A 25830-nucleotide genomic window follows, 5' to 3' on the forward strand; every position below is an offset into this window, starting at 1 on the left:
AGTAAAATGGGCTATTTTATTTTTATTAATCTATAAATGAGTAGTCTATATCCTTTAGTGAACTTTGCTCTAATATGTAGCCGATTTGAGTGAGAGGACGTGTGTATAGTTTACTGAATTCGTTCAACATAAAAACTTTAATTGGCTAATGTTGGCTTGTAAAAAGTGAGCTGGTACAGTATGGTTTAGGTTCACTTAATATGACAATTCTAGGGAGTAGATAATGTTAAAAAACTTAATACTAATAGCATTATCCGTAGCCTTTCCTCCATTATTTTTCTTTTCTGTACCCTACCTAATCTACCGTTTCTTTACGTTCGAGTCGCGAAGAAAAAAATATTTCAATGACGCGATAATTTGGCGAACTGGTGGAGCACTTAGAACTGGTGACATAAATATCAATAGATCAGTAAGTCTGTACAAAAAAGCCTGTTCAATGGGGCATTCTGAAGCAGCCTTTCATTTAGGAATGATTTATAGCGATGGTGTGAGTCAATTAGAGCACTCAGGTTACCTGATAGAACCCAATCCAATATTAGCGGAAAAATATTTTAAACGTTGCCAAAGTTTATCTCCTCACACTTTCAATCGATTATTTTCTGAAAGAGAACAAATGATTAATGAGATAAAGTTAAAATACAACTTCAGTTAGTAATCCTCTAAGGCAACGATTGGAACGCTACACATAATTACTGTTTAAAATTAATTTAAAGGATATCAAATGAAAATAGTTGAAACAATTCATGACCTGACGATCGAGGCTGGGATGATAACACTTTCTGAAAGAAAGAGTCGCATGGATATTTACAATGCCCATCAGTATTCGTGCGTGTGCGGCTTAAGACATCAATTTCACAACAATTTGGTGGTTGCAAATTATGGGAGTTCAGGTGCTAATGTAAAAATGATTGTCATGTGTCCCGAAGAGCAAGGAGGAACATTGATTGAGTCTAAGATGAAATGGTTGGTGAAATTTGATAAATTTATTTCACTTGCAGGGTGGAATTCTTAGGGCTGCTTAATAATATGATGTTGATCGGTTTATTAGGTGATAAGCTTCAATGTTTTTAGGGTTACCGATGTTAATATGCACTTAGCCTATAATCTAGTAGTGTGATTACAAGGGAGATCGTTGGTCTAATTACCGAGCGACTTTCTCGTAAAGAGCATATCATCCAGTTGTTAAACTGGCTGTTTTTTACTCAAGCGGTAATCCCCATAAAAACAACTTAAAAATCATCACCTAGACTGTAAAAAAATTAGATAGTTGATGTATGCAACTTAATAGGTAAAAAAAGCATGGCAAAAATACTTGGTCAATTAATTGGTTGGATAATCAACATTATATCTATCCCATTTGTTTTGGCATTTCTAATACTATCTATACCCTTTCAGTTCTTGAAAGCAAAAAAAAGAATAAATGCAAGTAAGTTATTTAGCTCCGAAGAAAAATCTCTTCTTGCTAAATCACAACGTGTAATCAACATGAATGAAACCGCGTCACTAAGACCTGATGGAGAAATCCTGACAGTAGCAAAACTGATTGAAGAATCAAGAATAGAATATCAAATAATGAAAGATTTGGGAGATATTCATGTGCCCTTTATTGAGTTTTTAATGCCTAGAGTGAACATCCTCCAAGTAAATATTACCGATTGGGAAAATGTTAATAACTATTTTGAATTTAAATAAAAAGCTTAATGCTGCACAGGTGAAAGGTTACTGGTCACTTTAAAAAATTTCGAATCCAGTAAGGTATATAAAAGATTAAAAATCGAAATGATGCAAAAATAAAAGCGACAATATAACTTATTATAAGGAAGCTTTTGTTCCAAATAAAATCAATAGGTGGTGCAATATTTTTATAGAAAAAATTAAACACTTTAAACTTGTTACCGTATTTCCCTTCTAATTTAGCTTTCGCTTTTAATGCATCCAAGAAATATTCACTATCGCCTATGCGATAATGCTTAATTGTTGCCAATAATAAATTGAGACCGTGCAAATTACCGTACCAAATAATACTGCCTAACAGTTGAACAACTTCATTACCATATTCTGGAGTTTGGTATTTTTTGTCACTCATGTAAATTTGCGACAACATTACTTTAGCTGTTTGTTCATGCTTATCATCATCGATAAGCTTTCTAAGTATGAGTTCAGCTTCCTCTGAATCCCTTTTTACGTACCATTCGTGCGAAACTAACAAACTAGCTTTCAATAGCTTACAGGGATAATTATTTTCCAGAATCCCTTCTTCTAAGACTTGAAGCCCAAGTGAAGGATTAAAAAACTCGCTTTCCTTACTTAATAGAAACTGTAAATATACGGAAAATATTGCTTTATTCCCCTTTTGATATTCCTCACCGCTCTGTTCAAATAATAGTGGTAAATAATCTAAATGATTCTGCGATTCATTTATTACATTCTTTTGTATCGTATAAACAGACGCCAGTTCAACACTTTCAAAAGACTTAGCTTCCTCCAAAACAACCCAAGCGTCATCATAGTTTTTGTTAACTCTAAGAAGATCTGCATATAAAATCGCACCTTGTGCATTTTCTTTTTCATATAAGACCTTAGCAAGTGATAGTACATGAGGTATAGCAACTGGGAGTGATTCATATATACCCGGCAGCATATATGCCTTTGCTAATAGCAAAGTAGCCTCATCAGAGTTGGCTTGAGAAAGCTTTCTTAATGATTCTAATGCCTTATTTTTTGGAATGTATTGCACATATTCACAGTAATTTAAAAATGCTTTAATTGCAGATGCTTTGGGGTGGCATGATAATTCTTCACTATCAAGTTTTTTATACGCTGCTTCATAGTTACGTTTATCTAATAAAGCTTTTACCTCAACAAATGTGTCATCTATGCTATTTTTCATTTTCTCTCACAGAGTTTATTTTCCACTTCTTAGCCAGTTTCAACAGTAATAAAATGGGGAATGTAATTGTAATCAATACTGTAATAACATCGCGATAAATTACCTTAGCCACGACAAGAAGATCAAATAAGAATAAGTTGCCTTTGTTTTTTACTGTTATTTTATCTCGCATAAAAAAACCACCAAACACAGGCCAAATAAACGAACCTTACTGTTGTTTTAATTAAAAAATGTCTTTGTGATAAGTGTACATAAAGTTTTAAATCTTCATTTGAAATGACATTGGTTTCGATAAATTTTTCTCCCACAATTAAGTCAGTAAGACTCAAATAATTTTTGCTCATACTATAGGTAGAACCAAGAGCAAGTTCATTATCAACTTTTTTCTCTTGCTTATAAAAATCAGAATATTTTTCTCGACTACTCTTAAACTTACTATTTAATTCATCACTCATAAGGGAACTATCATCGAATGCCTTTTCTTTTTCAAAGAGCACTTTCCACTCTAAAAACGGAGCTTTTATTTTTTCAAACCAAGACTTATAACCTCTACTACTCCATCTTTGATAGAAAGGTGTTTCGTAAAGCAATTTTTGAGCATAAAATGCTCCACGACTAGGGTTAAACTTCACTAAACCTAGTTTTAATACAGTTTCAAGTTCAAACGAATCTTCTTGCTCTAAAGAATGTCTCACACTTTCATCATAAAACTTCTCAAATAATTGGAACATTAATTCTTCATTTATTATTTTTGATTGAAGATTATCAATGATAAGCGTTGTATATATTCCTGGAAGTTTACCTAAACGATTGTAATGCTCAAAGCTGATTACTTTTGTTTGCTCAAAGCTTGCTACGTCATATAACTTCTTAAGAATAAAATTAGCTACACTAATAGAAACATCATATTGAGCAATATCATTAACAATTTGGTGCGATAACCTTACACCCTTTTGCTCCTCATATTTATAACCAGCCCATTCAACTTGTTTTATCAAATTTTCTTCAATTTCTTTAACAGAAAAGTCATCAACAACAGAGATCTGAAAAGGGTTAATTGTTGAAATTTTTTCTTCGAAATATGCAGCATATTCACGACAGGAAAATGCAGCAACTTTAATGCCCAGTTTGCAAATATCATTTAATAAAAAAACGAATAGCTCTTTATGAGCATCATTATCTGTATCAAATATAAGATGAAAATCATCAATAATAATTAAATGATTTTCCGTAGATGAATGATATGCTTTCAAAGCTATATCGGTGATATTCCTAATATCGTCAATTTTTAGGCTTGACTCTGCATAAATGAGTGACTCTCTATCAATACTCGAAATTTTATCATTTGCACTTCCAACACATTGTATAATTTGAAAATACACATCCAATAAGGTTTTGAAATTGGTTATTTTTAAAACTTCCCACTCTTCTTTTTTGAATGCAGGTATAAGAGCAGCATCAATCAAAGATGTTTTACCTGATTGACGACTCGCAAGATACAACAACGGCTGCTTAGCATTGTTTACATGGTTAACTATCGTATCTTTAATTTTATCTCGACCAAAAAATCGCACAGAATCATTAGCGGTATATGAATTTAAACCTTTAAAAGGCTCCCAACGACCATTTGGATTACCGTCATAATCATCTCCAATTAACTCTTCTAAAATAGTATGAATGCATTTAGCACTAATTAACCTCCCCCCAATATTTTGAATACGTTCTTTAGTGGAAGATTTAATATCTCTATCATTTGCAAAGGGGTAACAGACATAAAATGGACTGAAAACACTGTTGTTTTCTACATAATCACATAATGATTGAAGTTTTTCTTCGATAAACCCTATCTCAAAAACTTCTCCTGTATTACTGACTTCACCAGTAGCAAATATTGGGTAGTTATTTATAACATTCTTTTTTAGAATGTCCTGCCACCAACTAATGAAAAGAGCTAAAGAGTACCCTAAACCACTGCTACTGCTACCGCCTGTAAAGTTGAAAGTATCACTATTTATAGCTTGTAAGTTAATATTACTTTTATACTTATGTTTCTGGTCAATAGGGTTTAATGCTGTGAATGAAGCTATTGCAGCAGAGTCTAAATATGTAGACTGCTCACCAAAAGACTCTGTTGTTAGTGTTTTTTTTAGTTTAAGACCAAGACTTGCATGAACTGCTTGCTCTGCTTCTCGTGTTACTTGTCCACGCACTATAATTTTTATAATAGTTTGTGTGCTCGTTAAGATATGCACCATCTATTCTATTACTTCAATATCTATAGATATTTTACCTTGCACTGGTGTAGCATCAAGATCAATTAATTGTCCACTTCCTTCGGCCTCTTGTCCTGTATCATCAATATATAACTCAGCAGTTAATAAAGTGTTGCCATTATTTGTGATAATTAATTTTAGGGATTTTCCTTTATAAACATCAAAGGACGCACTCATTTTTTCTGAATCTGTAGGTGAAAGGTACAAGTCTATTTCGTCTTTTGTACCAAATACTCGACGTATATCAAGAGTAAAGCCACCACCAGCAAAATTAATAGGTTGAGAAAACCAATCCGCCAATGATGTACCAGAAGCTGCAAGTAACTCTGTTTCTGCAAAAGGAAATGCGACTATATTATTTTCTTTTCGTTCTAATGTAATTACATTATCTGTAGATTGGTTTTCACTCATTTTTGTTTTACTTAAGCACAAATCTAATTCTTTTTGTAGATCACTAGGGATATCTGTTGCAAGCTCTTCTTGGGTATCTGTTATCATTTGTTGAATAACATCCTCCTCATGCATCTGTAGAATTTGTTCAGTTATATCAATAGGTTTCATGAGTACACCTCAGCACTTTCTATTTGCTCTCGTAAAAATTGAATTTGCTCTTGAGGGTTATTAACGGTTATCCCATGAGGCTGAGTACACATTGAAACTTTTTCTACAAATCGTTTTAATTCTTGTGTTGGATTGCTTGAGTCATACCCTAAATGCTTTGCCAATGTTTTAAGGGGCATATCATATTCATTAAATTGCCAGAATGCGGCTTCAAAAAAAGTTTTTCTATCAGTGTCATTTATTTTCATTAAAAGATTGGTATAGCACCCTTTGATCCATTGATAAGCTTCTTTAACAAAGACATATTGATCTGGATTTTCAACATTCGGCAGAGCAATATCATTTTCATTAACATCTTCGATTAAATCATGTTTAATATTTTCATACTTTTGGCCTGAGCTTTCAGACTCGGCTTTAGTCAATCGTCTATTTATACCTAAAGTTTTAAGTTGGTCCATAAAGCATGAATATATAGTTCTACTGATATAAGCCCCAATCATTTTTTTATTATCTTCAGAATCAAGTTTGTTGTTATTAAAAAAGTCTTGCTTATATAACTTCAAAAAGGATTCTTGAACTATATCTTCAGCAAAACTTTGATAAGCAGGATCTTGTGTTCTCAATTTATAATGAGTTAATTTTTTAATTAGTAACATATATTCAGCTAATTCTTTATTACTTGCTTCCACTTAACTACCTGTCATTTGATTACGATAAAACCTTACATAAATCATAATATACAAGTAATTAAAACCTAATTGAAATAAAAACTATTTAAAGTTGATATTTCTTTGATTCAACGTTATTAATGTTTAATAACTTTTCCCCTTTGCCAGATAACATCGCCATTAGATTTAAAGCCAATAGCTTTATATGCAGTACGACCTGAATAACCATCTAACCAAACAACTTCACCTAATTCAGGATCTGGACAAGCTCGCTCCATTCTTTCAATCCAGCGATTTAAATTTCCTTTTCTACCTAATGGTGTTGGTACCCAGTTTTTTCTATTCGATTTAGTATTTTGATAACGCATAATTGTCTCTCTTTTAATAAATAACTTAAGTCTAATTACCTAAGTTTGTCTGTTCATAAAGAGAAACGTTGTGTTGATAGCAAAGTTAACAATTAATTTAAAATTAATTGTAGTCACAACCACAAGAGTGACAATTAGAACAAATTAACCAATCACATTCACCGCATTGTTCTTCAGAAGAACTATCAACGTCATTTTGACAATTAAAACAGTGGTTATGATAATCACTTTCATCATCGTTTATATTTACAACTTGATCACGAGTAAATATATTATTCCCGTAAAATCGATAAGCCGCTTTCTGGCCTTTTTTAACTTGATAGCCCAACTCTTGCCATTTTTCATATGTATGTCCTTTTGCCATTTTGTTGAACCTCAATAAGTTTTAATGTCAGAAGTTCAAACATAATGGGTATCGTAAAGTTAACAATTTTTTTATTTTGTTAATTTTACAACTATAGATGTGTTTATTTAATAGGAGACATATTAGTTAACACACTAAGGATAAAATTATGCGACATAGATTTTCATACTTCTCTAATCATGCATTGCAACGAATTGAACAAAGAACTATATTAGAGCCTAATGAAATAGCGGATATCATAGATTTTGGATTAGCTATAGATACAGGAAAGGAAATTATTTTTGAAAAGACTCACTGGCTAATTTATAGCATCAAAGACAAGTGCCATTTTTTTATTATCCAAGATAAGTTCACAGGTTTAGTGATCACCATTTTACCTACTCAATATCATGACAACCTTGCTTGGCCTGTAGACAAGGAATGTTTTGCACAAGCTAAAAGTAATATAGAGCAAAATAATATATCTGAAAAACAACTGGAATTCTCAAAGCAATTCAATATCGAAACAACTCAAAACATTAAAGTAAAAGTTCGATATTTAGATTTAAACAATGAAGCTAAAACCAAAACCTTATTTAATTTACCAGCAATTCAATATGATTTTAACTCTTACAATGTGCCAATTGACAATTATTTTAAAAACAATATAAAACAACATTTAAGAAGAACCGAAATCAAGAAATCAAGTGTTTTTGCAGTATTACTTAGTTATAAAAAAAGTGAACCTCCACGAATATTAAGTTGGTAAAGACATAATAATGGTTGTTTCACTGGCACAAATTAAATCATCGCAGCGGAATTTTGTGTGCGAGAAATTTAAATCTCTCGTTATTTAATTATTAGTTTCCCTAGTAGCTTTTTTTATTGTCGATTAGCTTAAAGGGTAAAGCGCTAACGTATTAAGAATAAAGGTTATTCGAATTGCGATGTTGCAGTTCCAATAATTTACTTTCACCAGTATAGTAGGAAAAAAATCTGAAAGAGAACTCAGCAAGTGCCTAAAAGCCAAGACGTATCATCTTTCCAAAGTTTATTTATTCAATTCAATATTTATTAAAAAGGAAATTCATGAGCATATTTCGACCATTACTAGATGGTGTCAAGTCACTATCAACAGCAACTAAAAACTATTATTCCGCTTGGTCTACACTAGGTAGTGCCTTTAAACTAAAAGCAGAAGCAGAACTATTGGACGCTGTGTGTAAGAAAATGAAAATTGATGAAGAATATTCACAGTTATCAGATAAAGAGGTTGAGCAAGCTAAAGAAGTTATAGAAGCTCTAGGTGATAAGTTAAAGAGTGAAAGGCATCAAATTATATTGCTTTCTATACCATTGATTTTGTTTTTACTTATAATATATACACTTACAGAAATATTTTTTGAGGTTCTCAGGATAATATTTTCCTAGTAGAAATATGGAAATAGTGACATTTTCAGTTATTTTTCCAAAGATAATTTTTAACGAAATATAGCACTGTTAAACATAAATAGTTTAGCTTTACTAGCAGCCAAAAAATGTCTGCAATCGTATCTTGGTTAACATTGAGTCAGTACAAGTGGCAATGATAGTTAGGCTTAAACGATTTACTTAAGCCTAACTTAAACCTATTAGTCTTCAACTCTAACGCCCCAAACATCATGCTCATCAGGATGAATAATTTGTACCCAAATTTGATCACCAGGCTCAGCGTCAAAATCATCAGACAAATACACTTTACCGTCAACTTCTGGTGCATATATGTAGTAACGCCGACGATGCAAAAACATTCACTTAGCCAAAAACGTAATCAGGTAGGCATTAGCTGTAGCCTCTTCCATTGGTCAGTATTTAAAACAATCCACACGATATACATTAAAGCTCATTCAAACCATCTAGCCATTCAATGAAAGAATTCGATACTTTTTTAACAGTACCAAGACCATAATCAAAAAACCATACAGCTATATCTACTTGCTTGCTCGCACAATCACTAAGTTTGAAACAAAACATGTTTCCATTACAATCAGATGCAAACAGAACATGTCCCTTAGGCATACCGCCCATTTCATAAAGCTGAGATAGTGAAAAAACATCATCCAAACTTAAAAAATCTTGTACTTCAGCAATATCTGAGCCTAAATCACAAGTTTTAGTTAACACATTTGGTGTGTGAACCAAGCCATAGGTAGATATTAAATATTTATATGATTCAGGTAGAACAGCATTTAATTTTGACTCAAGATCTTCAATATCATTACTCGATATCGGAACCATAAAACTTTTTTGACCCCAGTTTTTTACAAAAAGATCAATGCTATTCATATATGGAAATCCATGGTAGGTAACAAGGGAAGAACTCACTTAAGTTAGTTAAGGTTAACCGAAGAAAGGTGTTATGAAATAATCTAAATTTATTACCTAACACCTAATACATATAGTTATTAATCTTCTACGCGAACACCCCAAACATCATGTTCATCAGCATGAATAATTTGTACCCAGATTAGGTCGCCCGGCTCTGCATCAAAATCGTCAGACAAATATACTTTGCCGTCAACTTCTGGTGCGTCCATATAAGAACGCCCTACGATACCTAAACCATTTATTTCATCAACAAGAATCAAATACTCTTGGCCAATACGTGCTTGTAGCTTATCAGCGCTTATTTTCGCTTGTACTGCCATAAAGCGTTGAAGTCTATCTTCCATCACTTCATCTGAAACATGATCAGGTAATGCATTAGCGGTAGCGCCTTCAACGGGTGAGTATTTAAAACAGCCAACACGGTCTAACTGCGCTTCTTCTAAAAAGTCTAATAACTCTTCAAATTCTTCTTCTGTTTCACCAGGGAAGCCAACTATGAAGGTTGAACGAATAACTAATTCTGGACAAATTTCACGCCACTTGGCAATACGCTCTAATACGCGGTCAGAGCTACCTGGGCGTTTCATTAATTTAAGAATACGTTTGTTAGCATGTTGAAAAGGAATATCTAAATACGGCAGAATTTTTCCTTCAGCCATTAATGGAATAATGTGGTCAACGTGTGGGTAAGGATAAACATAATGCAGACGAACCCAAACGCCCTGCTTCGCTAGCTCTTCACAAAGCTGTTGCATGTGCGTTTTAACCGGCATGCCATCCCAAAAATCGGTTTTGTGTTTAACATCAACACCGTAAGCCGAGGTATCTTGCGAGATTACTAGCAATTCTTTAACACCGGCTTTCACTAAGCGTTGCGCTTCACCTAATACATCGCCCACTGGGCGCGAGTCTAAATCACCACGCATTGACGGAATAATGCAAAAAGTGCAACGGTGGTTACAGCCTTCAGATATCTTTAAGTAAGCATAATGTTTTGGTGTAAGTTTAACACCTTGTGGTGGCACTAAATCAATAAATGGATTGTGCTTTGGTTTTGCAACATGCTCTTGTACCTGTTTCATTACTTCATCATAAGCATGCGGGCCAGTTACACCTAATACGTTCGGGTGTAACTCAATAATTTCATCTTTCTTAGCGCCTAAACACCCTGTTACCAAAACCTTGCCATTTTCAGCTAATGCTTCACCGATAGTGTCTAAAGATTCTTTTACTGCTGAATCAATGAAACCACAGGTATTTACTATCACTAATTCTGCATCATCGTAACTATTAGTTACATCATAACCTTCAATTCGAAGTTGGGTAAGAATGCGTTCAGAATCAATTAAATTTTTTGGGCAGCCTAGATTAATTACCTAAATCCTATATTAATTTCACCGTAGCAGAGCTACGAAATTTCAATTTAATTTACCTTTTATTCTGAACGTTCTTAGCATTATTTTCAATACTTCTATAAACGCATACATCTTATTGCATATTTTTAAAATATTTATTAGTAACTCCACTTCTAACCCTGGTATGATGCATAAAAAAAACGACTTCCTTAATAAATGAGCAAAAAAATCAAAATAATAGATCTATTCTCAGGTCCGGGCGGCTTAGGCGAAGGGTTCTCTTCTTTTCGAGATAGTAACGGAAACTTCCCATTTAAAATAGCAATTTCCATTGAAAAAGAAAAAAGCGCACACAGAACTCTTAAGCTAAGAGCATTTTTTAGACAGTTTAATGGAAACGCACCAAAGGAATATTATGACTTTTTAAAGGGGATATTAGGAAAACATCCCGAAGATCAACTTTATAAATTCCCTAAGTTTTCCAAGCAAGTAGAATTGGCTTCTGCTGAAGCTCAAAACCTTGAATTAGGAAAAAATAATAGAACGATTAATAAAAAAATTTCTACAGCAATTAATGGAGAAGAATGTGTCCTAATTGGTGGTCCACCATGCCAAGCGTATTCATTAGCCGGAGCAGCGAGAAATCGCAATAATAAAGATTATGATGCAACTAAAGATCCACGGAACTTTTTATACAAAGAGTACCTTAAAGTAATAGCAAAATTTCAACCTACGATTTTCGTTATGGAAAATGTTAAAGGAATGCTATCCGCTAAAGTTGAAGGACAATCCATTTACGAGACCATTTTTAGAGACCTTCACAACCCATGTAGATCGGTTAATACAAAACCTGAAATGGGGAGAACTAGGCACAACTATAAAGTTATGTCTCTAGAGGTTCCAGTCTCAGAAAACGACAAAATTAAACCTAAAGACTTTGTTGTCTATAGTGAGCACCATGGTATTCCACAACGAAGACATAGGGTAATCTTAGTAGGCGTGAGAGAAGATCTATATCCTAATGTAAAGTCTATTTGCCTCGACAAGCAAAGTAAAGTTAGTACTGTAGAAGATGTTCTATCTGACTTACCTCCTCTTAGAAGTGGTTTATCTAAAGTGCCCAACACTGATGATAACTGGATAAAAAATATACACAACGATGCAAGGGTAACCATTGAATCCCTAAAAGAAAATCAACAAATAGAATTAGCTTCAGAAATAAAATCTATATATAAATCAATAACCCCACCTAAAGGTAAGCAAGGAAAGGTATTTGGTTTACAGCGTACTTCAAATATCAAAACTAAAAAACTAAGAGAGTGGTACTACGATAAGAAACTGGGCAATTTTATAACAAATCATGAAACACGGGGTCACCTTACAGCAGATTTGCAAAGGTATTTGTTTTGTAGTGTCTGGGGAGGCTTAAGCAATAAGCTTAACTGGCTTACCCGAACCCCAAAATCAAAAGATTACCCTAATTATCTTATCCCCAATCATAAAAATTTTAACAGCGGTAAGTTTGCGGATAGATTCAGAGTACAACCTTGGGATCTACCAGCAACAACAATAACTTGTCATATATCCAAAGATGGCCATTATTATATTCATCCTGATCCGTTACAATGTAGAAGTTTAACAGTTAGGGAGGCTGCTAGAATTCAGACTTTTCCAGATAATTACTTTTTTGTCGGTAACCGTACAGAACAGTATGTCCAAGTGGGCAATGCTGTACCACCATTATTAGCTAACCAAATAGCTTCTACTATTTTCAACATAATAGCTTAACAAAGTTTTATTAGGGTCTAGGAATGACCCTAATGCTAAATATGATGACAAAATCACTTACGTTCTCAAGCTAAGTAAAATTAAAGATATTTGCATATACAATTGATATGCAATCGCTCATTATCCTATATTAATCGCTACACGGTGTACTTATCAAAAATCGATATCGTAAATGAACTTAGCATAAGCTCTTTTATTTCTTTACAATCTTTAATTGAGTCCCATAGTTCAGGTTTTTTAGAGTATTCATTATAATCTTCACTAGCAGAATACTTTTTGATTAAGTCATTCATCATAATCATAAATTCTTTCAAATATTCGTGGAGGTCTTGCTCAAACCCTTCTTCTCTCCATATCTTTTCTAAATTAAAGCACTTTCCAGACGTTGAAGCGTCAGTGTTAATATATAATACGGACAAGGTATAAGGAATAACCGCAGCACGTAACTGCCCTAATGAATTCTTCCCTTGACCATAAATTTTTTCCATTCGCCTAAATAGAATAATTTTTGCAATTAGCTTTTCATAAAAGCCCCTATCTATACTGATATTACTTTCGTTATTTTCCTCAGGATCTATGACTTCAATGAAATGTCTAAATATCTTTTCTCCGCCTTTTTTAACTAAGTGAGGATAGTTACCCCAAGCTGAGTAATATTTAGCTAACTCCATGTTGGTAAAACGACGTTCCCTAGGAAACTCTTTTTTAAGACGGTTTCCATTAGAACCAGCATGCCTTACTTTTGTTAAAAACTCTCCCTTTGCTCGTTCAAAAAACCATTTTGAGCCACTTGGCGTAATGACACTGTCACTTAAGGATTTCAAAGTTCTCAACTGCGGGCTTTTGGAACGTAAGTCTACATTAGATACTCGTGATTGCGTGTTTGAAAACTTACTAATATTTGATATCAAACTATCTAAATCGCTCTCATTTACATCTTTAGCAATATTGATTTTTGCCATCACTTTAACTTTGCTTATATCTAAACCTTCTTTTTGAGAAAAGTATATTGATGCAGTTGTTTGTCCACCATTTACAATCTGAAAATCAGTCAAAGTTTCCAAGTATAATGACTTCTTATGAGTTTTAATTGTTGCATTAGTGGCTGTTACAGTTAAACCATTGTTAAAGGCAATAAATTGCTCTGGGCTATTTTTAATAGTTTCTTTAATCCCTTTATTTACACCTTTAAACTGTAAAAAAGAGCGAACATTTTTTTCTAATAAACGACTGCTATATCGTTTATATAGACCAGAGATAATTTCAGCATCCAATACACATAAATATGAGGCAAAGTTTCTTTCATCTGCGGCTTGTATTACTTCAATACGTTTATTTAAGTCCCTAGCAAAATTAATAGTTAATGGGTCTCTATTACCTCTTGATTCTATGACGCTGGCTAAAAAATTCAAATCAATGACTTTCTTTAATATTAAGATGTCTTTTGTTACTAATTCATTATTTTTTTCATACTTAACTTTCAAAAAGTCATCATCGAAATGAATTTTTCTCGGCTGTACATATTCTCCTTTATTTGAAACAGTTGCGGTAAGTGTCAGCAAGAACACTTCAACTACATCAAACTGTTCAAGGCCTTCATTAGAGTTAATTTTTGCAATAAGGGATTTAACAACACCATCAGAATCTTGAACCTTATCGTTTAAAGTCCCTTTTACCGAAAAATTAAGAAACTTAACTACTTTTTTAAACTGTTTATCATAGTCTGCTTTGACAGACACACACAGCTCTTGCGTATCAATTGACTCATCTAAAGACTCGTCATCTATAATAAATAGCTGTAATCTTTCCTTTGACTCATTAACGGTATACGCATTAAGTTTTAAGTTGTCATAGCCTGGAGAGAAATATGAAGGCGTAATATCTTCAGAATCAACAACCTTAGCATCTAACATATAGGGTAATAATTCGGATAATACAGGCTCTTGTCTTATAAAAGAATCTTCATCTTTAGATGCATCTAAAATATCTTGTCTATACTTAAATAACTCTTGAACTTCCATTTATAATTCTCTCACTAGTACTACGTATTTTGACATATCGGTTAAATTTAAATCATACTTAACATTGCTAATACTAGAGGGGATAGTTACTGATGTAATCTTTGGAAACCCTTCTTCCAAACAGTTATAGTCATGTATCGTAATAGCTCTAAAGCGATAATTATCATATTCACCAGCATTATGAAGTGTTAAACCTTTTTGAAGCAAGGCTTTTAAAATAATTGAAAGATCTCCCAACCTTTCAAGTGTTAATTGCTTTAACTCTTGTAATAACATTTTCAATGAGCGGCCATTTATAAAGTCTTCATCAACAGAGACCACAGCTAATATCAGCCCTTTACCAGCTTCGACCTCTAGTTGGTGTTCACTTGAAAGTCTGACAGAAACTTTTTTCCTATCTTTAGTCTTCACTTCAATATTTGTATCATCATAAATAAAGTCATGCCCTTGATCATATGGACCGACCCACCCAGCCAATATGTCATTAATGTCATAACTATCGCTATCTAAGATAAGCTCTTTTAATACAATTAATTCTCCATAAAGACCTTTGATTATATCTTTTGATAATTTGTCAAAATACTCAGGAGAGAAAAATAAAACCCATTGATAGAAAGTTTGAATAAATACTTTGGAATAAGTTGTTACGTCCTCAATTTCTTTAATTGCATTAAAAAGCGATAAAATTAAATCATCAAATAAACTATTAAACTCACTATCTAACAAAGTCATAACTAGATAACTTCTATCTGCAAAGTACTCTAAAGATACTTTTTCTTTTCTTACCGCTTTAAACTTAAATTCATGATTACTAGGCAAACTTAAAATGAGACAATGATTACCGCGCTCATCTATTGCTAAATAAACATCTGAATAGCAATCACTTGTTATTCTTAAAGACTTATGTCCTTTTACAACACTAGATGCCGAAATTTGTGCCCATTTAGCATTCAATTGCTTTACTTTCATTAAAGGTTGTCCTCTTGAATATCATCAGGTAGCGGAGAGTCTTCTAATGAGTAATCTTCTTCAAATGGTTCATCCTCTTTAATATCATAATCTCCTTTGACGTAAAGCCCTCCGGGGTCATTTTTTATAGGAGGGAAGCCTATTGCATAACCTACCAAAGGGATATTCAAATCTATATTATTAGCCTTAACATATTCCTGAAACTGAAGATCTTCTTTGTTTTCTTCATGGTTAAATGAATATTTAGAATCAAAGAGATAAATGACCAAAACCGCTTCATCTTCTCCCATCTCTTCCCTATAAACACGTTCAGGGATAGTATTTATTTCTTTTCTAGCTTCTTCTGCTGTAAGGGAAGGCTTCTTCTTCTGAATTACTCGTACCTTTTCATCATAAAATTGATTTTCTGCACGAGTTATTGTCGCTTCGCTTAATCGAGCACTTAGGTCTTTTGAGGAAGAAAGAATATTGGCGTTTTTCCCCGTCATATGAAACTTATGCTCTTCCAAAAAACGTTTTCGGTAATGTTCTTGGCTTAGTTTTTCACTTGGCCCTCGTCTAATAGATAACTCTACGTCTGACACTAGGTTTGAATCAATTGCTTTAACAATTCTTTTTCCATTCAAATCTTTTGCTGAACCTGTAGTTTTTAAAGCTATGGTCCAGTTTTTAAGCTTATTTTCTTTATTACATAAACGTATGAACTTAACCATTGTTGAGACATCTTCTGAAGAAAAGTTGTTTTCACTTTCCAACAAATTAATTACATCAAGGCCACTAGCTTCATACGATAAAAAGCCATCTGAACTGCCTTTTATTAATTTTGGTGCTACGTTATCTTTAAAATTATTCCAAACGCGATCAATCTTGATCTTTGTTACATCAAACAAAGTAGTCATTTCTAATTGATCTTGATAAGACCATTTAACATCTTTAGTGTTTTTAAGTATTGACGGTCTAGTTATCTTCAGGACACCTGGGTGCTTTTTCACTCTTAATACAAAGTTCTCAGGAGTACTTCCCTGTCTCGACATTTTCTTAAACTCGTGTTCAAGCTCTTCAATACACTTTGTCGTCTGGTTATATTTAAGAATTGCATCCTCAGTTGTAAAAAGCTTACAGCAATCAATATAACCAGGACGATAACCGAACCAACGCCCCATTTGTAACAGTGTATCTGAATAGTTTGTATTTCTAATGAAATAATTAATTGTTAAACCTTCAAGAGTAAAACCTCGTGAAAGGCGATTACCGCCAATAGCAATATATTTCTTGGGAGTAATTTTCGAATATTCTAGTTTTTGTTTAGTTATACTATTAATAGCCTTTACTTCAATACCCTTTACAGCTTCAGGTAGATATCCTTTAATCGACTCAAAGACCATTGGCGTTAGAAATTCATCCGAGTATTGAGATGGCAAATATTTACGTATCGACTCTACAATTTCAGCGTAATATTTATACCAAACTTTCTCTATTTCAGAATATCTTGAACTACTTGAAGAAGGGTTATCATTTAATATCGAATCACTTAAATCTGATAAATAGTTGTCAACCAATTTACTTGTTGTATTTTGCCACAGAGTAAACCTTGATATATGAATCAACATCGTATGATGAGGCTGATATAAAGCGGAATTGATGATATCTGGCTTACGCTGATCTCTTATTGCTATAGATAAAATAAAACAAATAACAGACTCTTTCAGTGATTGTGGTAGTTTTTTAGGAAAGTCATCGTAGGCTTTAGCTGCTCTGGTATTAGCCTTATATTCCGAGTAGCTGCTAAAATATAAATCGCTATTAACTCTTTCATCCCACTCTTTTTTATTTGCATAATTTGTTATACCTATAGGTTCTCCATCTTCGAATACTCTAGTTGGAAACTCTGGAATATAATCATCAACAGGGGAGGCAATTAGAGGAATTTTTTCACCTTCAGCTTTATTATCAATAACCTCTAATGTTTCAAAAATTTGTTTTGCGCCAATATAGTTGCTTGGTGAATTCAATAAATAGATGAAATCGTCTGGAAAAATATTATCAACTTGTTTCAAGAGTTTTTCTTGGTTTTCACCTTTTACTTTAAATTTAATTGACCACTCTTTAGTAGGTTGTTCATTTCTATCTTGGAGAACATTAGCAAATGGCGATGCTGTATAACCTAAATAAGATTTTTTATGAAACAACTGTAGCAACGCTCTAATATGTCCATTTATTTTGGAAGCGTATTCATGTCCTTTAGAGCCTTCATTGTTCAAGGATGCATTATCAGCTTCATCATCGATGATTAGAAAAGGAATACTAAGTTTATCTTTATCTTTTTCAACAAAATCGTGTAACCAAACAATTAGGTTCCTAAGTACACTAACATTTTTTTTACATACTAAAATGTTAGTGTGATTTAGCGAGAATTCAGCATCCACAAGACTTTTTTTAAAGTCTGATTTAGCAGATGTAATTGAAACTACTTGCTTAATTTCTGAATTACCAAGCTGCCCAAATCTAGTTATATTTCCAACGCCTTTTTTACCCTTCTTCCCTGACTCATCATCTAGCCCTTCACCGATCACATCACTCTCAATCCGTTGTTGAGTCTGACTTCGTAAATCTTCCATGATCCCTGACAAAATAATGATTAGACCATAACCGCTATCTACGGCACGATTAATAACAGCATTGAAGTTACCTGTTTTTCCTGATTGCACCTCACCAACTACTAGACCTTTAACATAAAATTCATCTGGTGAAGATGGATCACCTAGCTTACTTACAATATCTATACTAGAGCGTTCTGTTTCATTAATTATCTTTTTTGAACGCCCTGTATTTTTTAAATGTCTTAAGTAACGTTCAGTATAATTCCACGTAATTTCTTCATTTCTACTTGAAGTTAACCATGACTTCTTCTTACTTTTACTTATTAAATCAGCAGGGTCTATTTGAGTAGGGTTAATAGATAAATATTCTTTTCTAGCTAGCTCAAAATAACTCCTTAATGATATTTCATCGACAATAGGCAAACCAATCATTGGCGCCATGACAGGTATATTTGCTTTTACTTTTTCAAAGATAATCTCAAAATCACTCAATGCAATATTATTTGTATCAGATAAATCAACAGCTAACGCATTAATCATCTTTTTTATTTGTTCTACATATTCATGGGCTGACATTATTTAACTCCTTTTAATAGTTCCAAAACACCCTCAGGAAGTGACTCCACATTAAATCCTAATTCGGGAATAACAAACTTTTGAATCGTTGTTGAATCAACACCTCGTTTGACTAAATCTTTGATGTTAATAATTAGCTCTTCTTCTGTTAGATCGCTTGCAACTGAAAAATCTTGGTTTACTTGTGTACTTCTTATTTTATTAATGCGGGTATTAACCATAGATAACAGCATATTCAGCTTTGAGGATTGCTGCTTATCTAAATCACACAACAGACTTTTAATTAATTCAAAGTCTTTGTTGATTTCAAGAACAGGACCTTTACTAGAAGTTCGTCTTTCAAAAAGGTGGATATTAGAACTATCCTTTGGCTCATTAAATTGACGGATACCACGATTAAAAAACTCTTTTTCTGCTTCTAACTTCAAGTCATCAATATAACCTTGAAAAGCATTTTTTAACTCATGAGGAATGATAACTTGTGATTTCGCCACATTTAAATGAAGTAGATGATCTGCATTATTACCTATTTCTACTTGTAATCGGGCTAACTGTAGACGAGGAGCCTTTTTAATTAAGCCATTCCAACCACCAAATAAAATCAATCTGTCGGCTCTATAAATATAAATGCCTTCCATATCCATCAAGCTACGCTTTTTGGTTGTCCATATAGATAAGCCCTGTTTAGCTTCTTTAATACTCCTCGAAGGTAAGATAAACCCTTCAATTTTAATGGAGTCATCACCAAACTTTCTTTTTCTAAATTCTAATGAACGAAAGTCATTTTCTTTAATTGGAAATGGATTAAATGGTGTTAATAATTGGTTATTTATTCTAATTTGAAGTTTTCTATCCTGTTTTTCCATAAAACGATGAAAAACTAACCTCAGATGTTCTGAAATTATATCAATTTCTTTATATAATGCTTCTTCACGGTTCTTTTCTTCTAAATACTGTTCGAATTTGTATAGCCCTTCCCAAATAATAATAGTGTTAGCCTCAAAATCTGAGAAACTATTTATGCGTGAACAGCTTATACATTTATATTGCTCAAGTATATTGGTTACATCTTCACTAGAATTTACTAACAAGTTCCATTTATTGTTTTTAAGCAACTCTAAATCCCAAGTTCGTGCAGAAAATAGACCTGAAGCTCTAGGCCTTGATACAGTTGTAAACTTTCTAGTTTGAGAAAAAGAAGCTGTTTTCATTCCCAAACCGAATCTTCCAAGATCATTATCAAGTCGATTAACGTCAGGTGACTGACTTGGAAACCTCATGCAATTTTTTAACTGAGTTTCATCCATACCTTTTCCATTATCTGCTAGAAATAATGTAAAAGGCTCAGTATCTGTATCGATTAATATTTCTACTTTATCAGCGTCAGCAGAAATAGAATTGTCAATTAAGTCAGCAATTGCGGCTTCAAAGCTATAGCCTTGTTCTGAAATCGACTTGATAAGAAATTCAGGGTTTGGGGTTACATCTTCGAAGTTAGCTTCTTTCGGTTCGTTATTCATAAATATCTAACTTCACTGGCTTATATTTTTATTTAATCATATTCTGCCATGAAAAAGCGTAACGAAACATTGATTTATGTTAAAAACTGTACATTCTGATAATTAGTTAAAGAGTTCATAAGTTTTATGCCTTTCATTCAAATAAAAAATAAAACTTGAATAACAAGTATTAAAAATAAAAAAAGCGAACTAAAGAGTTCACTTTAAAGTAAAGTTTTGGCCATTCAATTAGAATGGCCAAGTTGCTTATTTCAATTTATGTGAAATAAATTCATGAACATCGGAGATATAGTATTTCTATAAACTTATAGCAAATAAATAAAAGTTAATCTTCTACGCGAACGCCCCAAACATCATGTTCATCGGCATGGATAATTTGTACCCAAATTTGATCGCCCGGCTCTGCATCATAATCATCAGACAAGTACACTTTACCATCCACTTCTGGTGCGTCCATGTATGAGCGCCCTACTATGCCAAGATCATTCACTTCATCAACAAGAATGAGATACTCTTGGCCAATACGAGCTTGTAGCTTATCAGCGCTAATATCAGCTTGTACAGCCATAAAGCGCTGGAGTCTTTCTTCTTTAACGGCTTTATCAATATGTTCAGGTAATATGACATAAATTCATGAACATTACCTTTCACAAAATTTGGTCAAAATTATTTGACCCTTTATCTTTTTACCACAAATTAAATAATCTTCTTTATTATTTGCATATTCTTCTAGTTGACAAGAATATTGGATATAGATATTTTCAAATTTATTTTGGCTGTTTTCACCAAGTAAATACTTGGATACTTCGTCAAGGGTATTTTCACCAAGCAAATGCTTGGCTACGGCATCAATAAACTTCCTATTTGGAGTGTCTGGATGAATTTCAAAGCAGCTTTCATCGTAATTATAAAGTAATTCCTCTACTTTACCGTTATGATGAACGTATGATACTTGTTTAAGCTGAAGCTCTGAATTTACTATTGATTCATCAGTATATTCTGATATATCAAGCCAATATAACTTTAATCTATCTACTTCATCAATATTAAAAATATTACTAATTGCATCTAAAAACACATCAGGGTTTACTTTGTACGTTTCATAGTTTTCCGACAAAAAATTATTCATATACCCCTCTTAATTTTTTCTAAAAAAAATAATTGCTTTAAAATAATTAAACAAATTAACCCTCTACTCTCACACCCCAAACGTCATGTTCATCGGCGTGAATAATTTGTACCCAAAGTTGATCACCTGGTTTTGCATCAAAGTCATCTGATAAATAAACTTTGCCATCAACTTCTGGTGCATCCATATATGAGCGCCCGACAATGCCAAGCTCGTTCACTTCATCAACAAGAATGAGGTATTCTTGGCCAATACGAGCTTGTAGTTTAGCGGCGCTAATATCAGCTTGTACAGCCATAAAGCGCTGAAGTCTTTCTTCTTTAACAGCTTCATCAATATGATCAGGTAAATCATTAGCGGTGGCACCATCAACATCTGAATATTTAAAACAACCAACTCTATCTAGTTGAGCCTCTTCTAAGAAATCTAATAGCTCTTGAAACTCTTCTTCTGTCTCACCAGGGAAGCCAACAATAAAGGTTGAGCGAATCACTAACTCGGGGCAAATTTCTCGCCATTTTTTAATACGATCTAATACTCGGTCTGAACTACCAGGGCGCTTCATTAGTTTTAGAATTCGTTTGTTAGCATGCTGAAAAGGAATATCTAAATAAGGCAGAATTGCGCCACTAGCCATTAATGGAATCACATCGTCTACATGAGGGTAAGGATAAACATAGTGTAAACGAACCCAAATGCCCTGCTTTGCCAATTGCTGACATAAAGCTAACATTGAGGTTTTTACTGGCATACCATCCCAAAAATCAGTTTTATGTTTAACATCAACACCATAAGCAGAGGTGTCTTGCGATATAATCAATAACTCTTTTACGCCAGCATTAGCTAAACGTTTTGCTTCACCTAAGACATCACCTACAGGGCGAGAATCTAATTTGCCACGCATTGAAGGAATAATGCAGAAACTACATTTATGGTCGCAGCCTTCAGAAACTTTTAAATAAGCATAGTGTTTAGGGGTTAGTTTTACGCCATGATCAGGCACTAAATCAATATGTGGATTATGTTCAGGTTTAGCAACGTGTTCTTGAACCTGCTTCATCACTTCATCATAAGCATGTGGGCCAGTTACACCTAATACATTCGGGTGTAACTCAATAATTTCATCTTTCTTAGCACCTAAACATCCTGTAACCAAAACTTTGCCATTTTCAGCTAACGCTTCACCAATAGTATCTAAAGACTCTTTCACTGCTGAATCAATAAAACCACAAGTGTTCACAATCACTAAATCAGCATCATCATAACTACTAGTTACATCATAACCTTCAGTGCGAAGCTGAGTAAGAATGCGCTCACTGTCAATTAAATTTTTTGGGCAACCAAGTGAAATGAAACCCACTCGACTACCACTAGAAGTGGACTCCAAGGCTTTTTTAGACTGTTTTTCTAACACCTTTTTAGGTGTTTCAAGTGTAGTTGTTTGTTTTGGGTTGAATTGTTCAACAGTCATATTAAGCCTTGCCGTTTGTAGCTGTGTTACGAAGTGCGCGGATTATACAGTAAGTTGATACTAAGGTCAGTATCTGATTCCACGCGCTTTACTTCATAAAAAGTAACTTATATATTTTAAACCAATATTTTCTCTCCTGCCCTAACTCTTTCAACCAATAATTTGCAAATATGATCAAAACCAACCCAATTCTTTTTAGTAACTCCAACGCCAAAGTCTAAATCAACAAAATCAACTTTTTTACCTTGCCGACTAATGCCATGCCAAAGTGCAGAGTTAGCATAAAGATTTACAGCACCGTTTTTACCACCTGCTTTATGAATGTCATCATATTGCTGCTCAGGCATTTTCATAAATTGATTGCCGTACAATCCAGTTTTTAAAATATTTCCGTTATATAGCTCAATAGCAAAAGAAACTAAATTTTTATTCCTTCTACTTTGCACGTTTCGGTTTATTTTAACTTTTATTTCTTTAATATTTGAAAAGAAGATATCTCGATATTTTTGACGAATTTTGGTATTGGTATAATCAATAATATCATGTGGAATATCATCAATAGTAAAAGCATCAGGATCTTGAACAAACTTCAAAGCATTAAGCTCTTTTTCTAATTTATGTTTTTTATTAGTTGCCTCTGTAAGATCCTGATCAACCATAGCAATAACTTCTAAACTTTTACTAATTTTAAGTAATGCTCGCTGGTTTGATATTTCACGTTCAATTACCTTGATCTCTTCTTCAATTTGAAATTCTCTTAATTTGTTTTCCTCCTTTACTGGTTGAGAAATTAAAATACCGGAAGCCTTAATTATCGCCGTTTCAAAATATATGCTGTTAATAGTACCCGATGGACAGTTAATTTCGGGGTTATGCATACCGCTGCATTTATATATCCGAGTTTCATATTTTGTCCCTGACTTATTTGGTGAAGTATTAATAGTACTGCCACAAAAGCCACAACGAGTTTTACCAACACCACTAAATAAAGCAGCATTCTTTTTATTACCGCCTACTTTTTTGATATTGCGCATGTTTTTAATTTGAATAAATTCATCTTCAGTTACTAAAGGGGGATAATAATCGGGTATTTCTATATTTAAATTTCCAAACTCTTTTATTCCGAGCACTGCTTTTTGTTTAGCTAATTTCGATATTAAATTTGCTCGGTTCCAGCCCAACTTCTTGTTTTTTTCTGCTACTTTCGGGTTTTTAGAATTAGCTCTTGGTGGTAAGTAGCCTTTTTTCTTAAAGAGTTTAGCTATTTTTTGCCATCCCCACTCCTTCAAATTAAGATCAATAATCTCGCGAGCTATTGCCCAATAGGTTTTATGTGGTTTAACATAACCAGAAGTAGTATCAATCCACCATGCGTTTGAGCCATAGCCATTAACAGCAAGCATATAACCATCTTGATCTTTATCACCATCAAGGGCTTTATGAATTCGATCAATAGCTGAGTTTTTAATTCGACTACTTAATTTTTTTGTGTAGGCATTAGCTCCCTGAAGTTCGACGACTAGCTTTATTGTATCTGACAAATCATTAGATTTGATGGTTTCATTACTGCCCCAAACATGAATAATCACACCAGCTCTTAAAATGCTATTTGCTAAGTGCAAGGCATCGTTCAGCTCTAATCTGGTTAGTCGATCAAGATACTCTAAAACTAAAATAGAGCCTGGCGCTATTTCACCTTTATTACAAGATTCAACAAAATCGCCCATCCGTCCTTTCGTTATATTGTGACCATGGTGAGCTGACAAACCTGCATCATTCATCCAAATTTGAGGCATTTTTTCAAATTTAATTAATAATTCATTTACCTCATCAGAATTAGTTTGACGTGAAACACCTGTTTTATTTTCTTCTGTTTGCTTTATATCTGACACACGTGAATATAAATACGCCGTAGGTTCACGCGTGATTAAGTCTTGATAAGTTTTTGCTTCTAACATAATAAATCTCTACTTTATAAAACTGGCTTAATTGCCTGTTAACGAGTCGTAGGATAAATTTCATTAGTGTTATTTTGATTCTCAGAATAGGCATTTTAGATATTTCAAAAATATTTAATATCGCTTGGAAGAACTCTACTGATATAGATATTTCTGCAAAGCGGGGAAGCGATACTCTCAGCATCACTGAGAAATCAATACTTCAATTTAAATCTCAACAATAATGTTTTCATTAAATAATTCATTACTGTCTTCATCTGGATAGCCTCTTTGATTAGAGACCACACGAGTATTGCCAATCATATAATCTGTATTATGGTGTGTATGCCCGTGCAGCCATAAATCAATATTCCATTCATTAATGAAATCATCTAGGTTTGAGGTAAAAGCAGCAGATAGCATATCTCCATTATATTTTGGAGAGATTGATTTAATGCTAGGTGCGTGGTGTGTTACCACAACACATTTGTTTTGAGTTTTAGCAGCCAATGAGTCAACAATGAATGCTAACGATTTCTCAAAAAATAGCTGAGTATCAGCAGGCTTTAGTTTCCTATAGCGACCTTTCTCATTAACCCTTATCCTAGAGAAGTCATTCATATAGTTTTCGGCGTCATAACGACAGCCAGCCATATTATCTATTCCATAGAGTAAAAAATTAGTCCAAAGCGTTGTACCTATAAATAAAACGCCATCAATTTCAACAGTGTCATTTATCAACACATAGACATTAGTATTTTGAGCTAATGACTTCATTTTTTTGTTATTAGATGATATTTCGCAACCGTAATATTCATGGTTTCCAGGTACATAAATAACTGGAACATCAAAATGTTCTGCCACCCAATTTATGCCATGGTGTTTACTGTGAATATCGCCAGCTAAAACAATCACATCAACATTTTGTTTATTAGGTTTCCATTCTGAGAATTCATTATGAATGTCAGAAAACACAGCTATTTTCATTTGAATT

General features: G+C 33.4%; 23 protein-coding genes and 1 pseudogene. 6 read left to right on the forward strand and 18 right to left on the reverse strand.

What is annotated here, in order from left to right:
• Nucleotides 1–223 precede the first annotated feature (223 nt).
• From ABXG98_RS08465 to ABXG98_RS08475, 3 genes are all read left to right on the forward strand, one after another.
• A complete protein-coding gene (locus ABXG98_RS08465; protein WP_353538226.1) occupies nt 224–652 on the forward strand; it encodes an SEL1-like repeat protein in 429 nt (142 codons plus the stop codon).
• Between the two features lie 69 nt (nt 653–721).
• A complete protein-coding gene (locus ABXG98_RS08470; RefSeq protein WP_353538227.1) occupies nt 722–1012 on the forward strand; it encodes a hypothetical protein in 291 nt (96 codons plus the stop codon).
• A gap of 287 nt (nt 1013–1299) precedes the next feature.
• Nucleotides 1300–1692, forward strand: coding sequence for a hypothetical protein (locus tag ABXG98_RS08475; protein ID WP_353538228.1), 393 nt, complete (start codon nt 1300–1302; stop codon nt 1690–1692).
• Nucleotides 1693–1726: 34 nt separating this feature from the next.
• Here the strand turns inward: ABXG98_RS08475 and ABXG98_RS08480 are convergent, their stop codons facing one another.
• From ABXG98_RS08480 to ABXG98_RS08505, 6 genes are all read right to left on the reverse strand, one after another.
• Nucleotides 1727–2890, reverse strand: coding sequence for a hypothetical protein (locus ABXG98_RS08480; RefSeq protein ID WP_353538229.1), 1164 nt, complete (start codon nt 2888–2890; stop codon nt 1727–1729).
• Nucleotides 2891–3051: 161 nt separating this feature from the next.
• Nucleotides 3052–5145, reverse strand: coding sequence for an nSTAND1 domain-containing NTPase (locus tag ABXG98_RS08485; RefSeq protein ID WP_353538230.1), 2094 nt, complete (start codon nt 5143–5145; stop codon nt 3052–3054).
• On the reverse strand, nt 5146–5724 hold the full coding sequence (locus tag ABXG98_RS08490) for a hypothetical protein (RefSeq protein ID WP_353538231.1): 579 nt from the start codon (nt 5722–5724) through the stop codon (nt 5146–5148). It abuts the gene before it with no gap.
• The gene (locus tag ABXG98_RS08495) at nt 5721–6413 is read right to left on the reverse strand and encodes an RNA polymerase sigma factor (protein WP_353538232.1); all 693 of its coding nucleotides are present in this window, start codon (nt 6411–6413) and stop codon (nt 5721–5723) included. Before ABXG98_RS08495 ends, ABXG98_RS08490 begins: the two co-directional genes overlap by 4 nt.
• 116 nt (nt 6414–6529) lie before the next feature.
• Nucleotides 6530–6760: a hypothetical protein gene (locus tag ABXG98_RS08500; protein WP_353538233.1), complete on the reverse strand. Its 231-nt coding sequence runs from the start codon at nt 6758–6760 to the stop codon at nt 6530–6532.
• Nucleotides 6761–6863: 103 nt separating this feature from the next.
• On the reverse strand, nt 6864–7124 hold the full coding sequence (locus ABXG98_RS08505; protein ID WP_353538234.1) for an ArdC-like ssDNA-binding domain-containing protein: 261 nt from the start codon (nt 7122–7124) through the stop codon (nt 6864–6866).
• Between the two features lie 148 nt (nt 7125–7272).
• Here ABXG98_RS08505 and ABXG98_RS08510 point away from each other — a divergent pair, with 148 nt between their 5' ends.
• Together ABXG98_RS08510 and ABXG98_RS08515 are read left to right on the forward strand one after the other, a co-directional pair.
• Nucleotides 7273–7872: a hypothetical protein gene (locus ABXG98_RS08510; RefSeq protein ID WP_353538235.1), complete on the forward strand. Its 600-nt coding sequence runs from the start codon at nt 7273–7275 to the stop codon at nt 7870–7872.
• 320 nt (nt 7873–8192) lie between these two features.
• Nucleotides 8193–8534 (forward strand): hypothetical protein, encoded by a 342-nt coding sequence (locus tag ABXG98_RS08515; protein ID WP_353538236.1) that lies wholly within the window; start codon nt 8193–8195, stop codon nt 8532–8534.
• Nucleotides 8535–8734: 200 nt separating this feature from the next.
• On the opposite strand, the gene ABXG98_RS08520 is transcribed toward ABXG98_RS08515, so the two are convergent.
• The 3 genes and pseudogenes from ABXG98_RS08520 to rimO (ABXG98_RS08530) form a co-directional block, all read right to left on the reverse strand.
• Nucleotides 8735–8893 (reverse strand): hypothetical protein, encoded by a 159-nt coding sequence (locus tag ABXG98_RS08520; protein WP_353538237.1) that lies wholly within the window; start codon nt 8891–8893, stop codon nt 8735–8737.
• Nucleotides 8894–8978: 85 nt separating this feature from the next.
• The gene (locus tag ABXG98_RS08525) at nt 8979–9428 is read right to left on the reverse strand and encodes an SMI1/KNR4 family protein (RefSeq protein ID WP_353538238.1); all 450 of its coding nucleotides are present in this window, start codon (nt 9426–9428) and stop codon (nt 8979–8981) included.
• Between the two features lie 119 nt (nt 9429–9547).
• Nucleotides 9548–10843 (reverse strand): annotated as a pseudogene (rimO, locus tag ABXG98_RS08530) (30S ribosomal protein S12 methylthiotransferase RimO); the annotation flags it as partial.
• 198 nt (nt 10844–11041) lie between these two features.
• Between rimO (ABXG98_RS08530) and ABXG98_RS08535 the strand changes: the two are divergent.
• Nucleotides 11042–12613, forward strand: a complete 1572-nt coding sequence (locus tag ABXG98_RS08535; protein ID WP_353538239.1) for a DNA cytosine methyltransferase — start codon at nt 11042–11044, stop codon at nt 12611–12613.
• A 137-nt stretch (nt 12614–12750) separates the two neighbouring features.
• On the opposite strand, the gene ABXG98_RS08540 is transcribed toward ABXG98_RS08535, so the two are convergent.
• From ABXG98_RS08540 to ABXG98_RS08580, 9 genes are all read right to left on the reverse strand, one after another.
• Complete coding sequence (locus tag ABXG98_RS08540) at nt 12751–14634, reverse strand: AIPR family protein (RefSeq protein WP_353538240.1); 1884 nt, start codon at nt 14632–14634, stop codon at nt 12751–12753.
• Nucleotides 14635–15603 (reverse strand): PD-(D/E)XK motif protein, encoded by a 969-nt coding sequence (locus ABXG98_RS08545; protein ID WP_353538241.1) that lies wholly within the window; start codon nt 15601–15603, stop codon nt 14635–14637.
• Nucleotides 15603–18779, reverse strand: a complete 3177-nt coding sequence (locus tag ABXG98_RS08550) for a Z1 domain-containing protein (protein WP_353538242.1) — start codon at nt 18777–18779, stop codon at nt 15603–15605. The genes ABXG98_RS08545 and ABXG98_RS08550 overlap by 1 nt, the downstream gene beginning before the upstream one ends.
• Nucleotides 18779–20299 (reverse strand): ATP-binding protein, encoded by a 1521-nt coding sequence (locus ABXG98_RS08555; protein ID WP_353538243.1) that lies wholly within the window; start codon nt 20297–20299, stop codon nt 18779–18781. Before ABXG98_RS08555 ends, ABXG98_RS08550 begins: the two co-directional genes overlap by 1 nt.
• Before the next feature lie 325 nt (nt 20300–20624).
• A complete protein-coding gene (locus ABXG98_RS08560; RefSeq protein ID WP_353538244.1) occupies nt 20625–20867 on the reverse strand; it encodes a hypothetical protein in 243 nt (80 codons plus the stop codon).
• A 72-nt stretch (nt 20868–20939) separates the two neighbouring features.
• The gene (locus tag ABXG98_RS08565; protein WP_353538245.1) at nt 20940–21428 is read right to left on the reverse strand and encodes a hypothetical protein; all 489 of its coding nucleotides are present in this window, start codon (nt 21426–21428) and stop codon (nt 20940–20942) included.
• Between the two features lie 55 nt (nt 21429–21483).
• The gene (gene rimO / locus ABXG98_RS08570; protein WP_353538246.1) at nt 21484–22899 is read right to left on the reverse strand and encodes a 30S ribosomal protein S12 methylthiotransferase RimO; all 1416 of its coding nucleotides are present in this window, start codon (nt 22897–22899) and stop codon (nt 21484–21486) included.
• Between the two features lie 116 nt (nt 22900–23015).
• On the reverse strand, nt 23016–24857 hold the full coding sequence (locus ABXG98_RS08575) for a recombinase family protein (RefSeq protein WP_353538247.1): 1842 nt from the start codon (nt 24855–24857) through the stop codon (nt 23016–23018).
• A 207-nt stretch (nt 24858–25064) separates the two neighbouring features.
• Nucleotides 25065–25823 (reverse strand): metallophosphoesterase, encoded by a 759-nt coding sequence (locus ABXG98_RS08580; protein ID WP_353538248.1) that lies wholly within the window; start codon nt 25821–25823, stop codon nt 25065–25067.
• Between the last annotated feature and the right edge of the window lie 7 nt (nt 25824–25830).

This window comes from Colwellia sp. KU-HH00111, from assembly GCF_040362745.1.
Lineage (GTDB): Bacteria > Pseudomonadota > Gammaproteobacteria > Enterobacterales > Alteromonadaceae > Colwellia.

What these genes read in the sequence shown, in the direction of transcription:
- ABXG98_RS08540 (WP_353538240.1), bottom strand. Translation starts at nt 14,634, where the DNA reads ATGGAAGTTCAAGAGTTATTTAAGTATAGACAAGATATTTTAGATGCA.
- ABXG98_RS08470 (WP_353538227.1), top strand. Translation starts at nt 722, where the DNA reads ATGAAAATAGTTGAAACAATTCATGACCTGACGATCGAGGCTGGGATG.
- ABXG98_RS08480 (WP_353538229.1), bottom strand. Translation starts at nt 2,890, where the DNA reads ATGAAAAATAGCATAGATGACACATTTGTTGAGGTAAAAGCTTTATTA.
- ABXG98_RS08490 (WP_353538231.1), bottom strand. Translation starts at nt 5,724, where the DNA reads ATGAAACCTATTGATATAACTGAACAAATTCTACAGATGCATGAGGAG.
- ABXG98_RS08580 (WP_353538248.1), bottom strand. Translation starts at nt 25,823, where the DNA reads ATGAAAATAGCTGTGTTTTCTGACATTCATAATGAATTCTCAGAATGG.
- ABXG98_RS08560 (WP_353538244.1), bottom strand. Translation starts at nt 20,867, where the DNA reads ATGGCTGTACAAGCTGATATTAGCGCTGATAAGCTACAAGCTCGTATT.
- ABXG98_RS08510 (WP_353538235.1), top strand. Translation starts at nt 7,273, where the DNA reads ATGCGACATAGATTTTCATACTTCTCTAATCATGCATTGCAACGAATT.
- ABXG98_RS08465 (WP_353538226.1), top strand. Translation starts at nt 224, where the DNA reads ATGTTAAAAAACTTAATACTAATAGCATTATCCGTAGCCTTTCCTCCA.
- ABXG98_RS08545 (WP_353538241.1), bottom strand. Translation starts at nt 15,603, where the DNA reads ATGAAAGTAAAGCAATTGAATGCTAAATGGGCACAAATTTCGGCATCT.
- ABXG98_RS08565 (WP_353538245.1), bottom strand. Translation starts at nt 21,428, where the DNA reads ATGAATAATTTTTTGTCGGAAAACTATGAAACGTACAAAGTAAACCCT.
- ABXG98_RS08485 (WP_353538230.1), bottom strand. Translation starts at nt 5,145, where the DNA reads ATGGTGCATATCTTAACGAGCACACAAACTATTATAAAAATTATAGTG.
- rimO (WP_353538246.1), bottom strand. Translation starts at nt 22,899, where the DNA reads ATGACTGTTGAACAATTCAACCCAAAACAAACAACTACACTTGAAACA.
- ABXG98_RS08535 (WP_353538239.1), top strand. Translation starts at nt 11,042, where the DNA reads ATGAGCAAAAAAATCAAAATAATAGATCTATTCTCAGGTCCGGGCGGC.
- ABXG98_RS08525 (WP_353538238.1), bottom strand. Translation starts at nt 9,428, where the DNA reads ATGAATAGCATTGATCTTTTTGTAAAAAACTGGGGTCAAAAAAGTTTT.
- ABXG98_RS08505 (WP_353538234.1), bottom strand. Translation starts at nt 7,124, where the DNA reads ATGGCAAAAGGACATACATATGAAAAATGGCAAGAGTTGGGCTATCAA.
- ABXG98_RS08555 (WP_353538243.1), bottom strand. Translation starts at nt 20,299, where the DNA reads ATGAATAACGAACCGAAAGAAGCTAACTTCGAAGATGTAACCCCAAAC.
- ABXG98_RS08500 (WP_353538233.1), bottom strand. Translation starts at nt 6,760, where the DNA reads ATGCGTTATCAAAATACTAAATCGAATAGAAAAAACTGGGTACCAACA.
- ABXG98_RS08515 (WP_353538236.1), top strand. Translation starts at nt 8,193, where the DNA reads ATGAGCATATTTCGACCATTACTAGATGGTGTCAAGTCACTATCAACA.
- ABXG98_RS08520 (WP_353538237.1), bottom strand. Translation starts at nt 8,893, where the DNA reads ATGTTTTTGCATCGTCGGCGTTACTACATATATGCACCAGAAGTTGAC.
- ABXG98_RS08475 (WP_353538228.1), top strand. Translation starts at nt 1,300, where the DNA reads ATGGCAAAAATACTTGGTCAATTAATTGGTTGGATAATCAACATTATA.
- ABXG98_RS08575 (WP_353538247.1), bottom strand. Translation starts at nt 24,857, where the DNA reads ATGTTAGAAGCAAAAACTTATCAAGACTTAATCACGCGTGAACCTACG.
- ABXG98_RS08550 (WP_353538242.1), bottom strand. Translation starts at nt 18,779, where the DNA reads ATGTCAGCCCATGAATATGTAGAACAAATAAAAAAGATGATTAATGCG.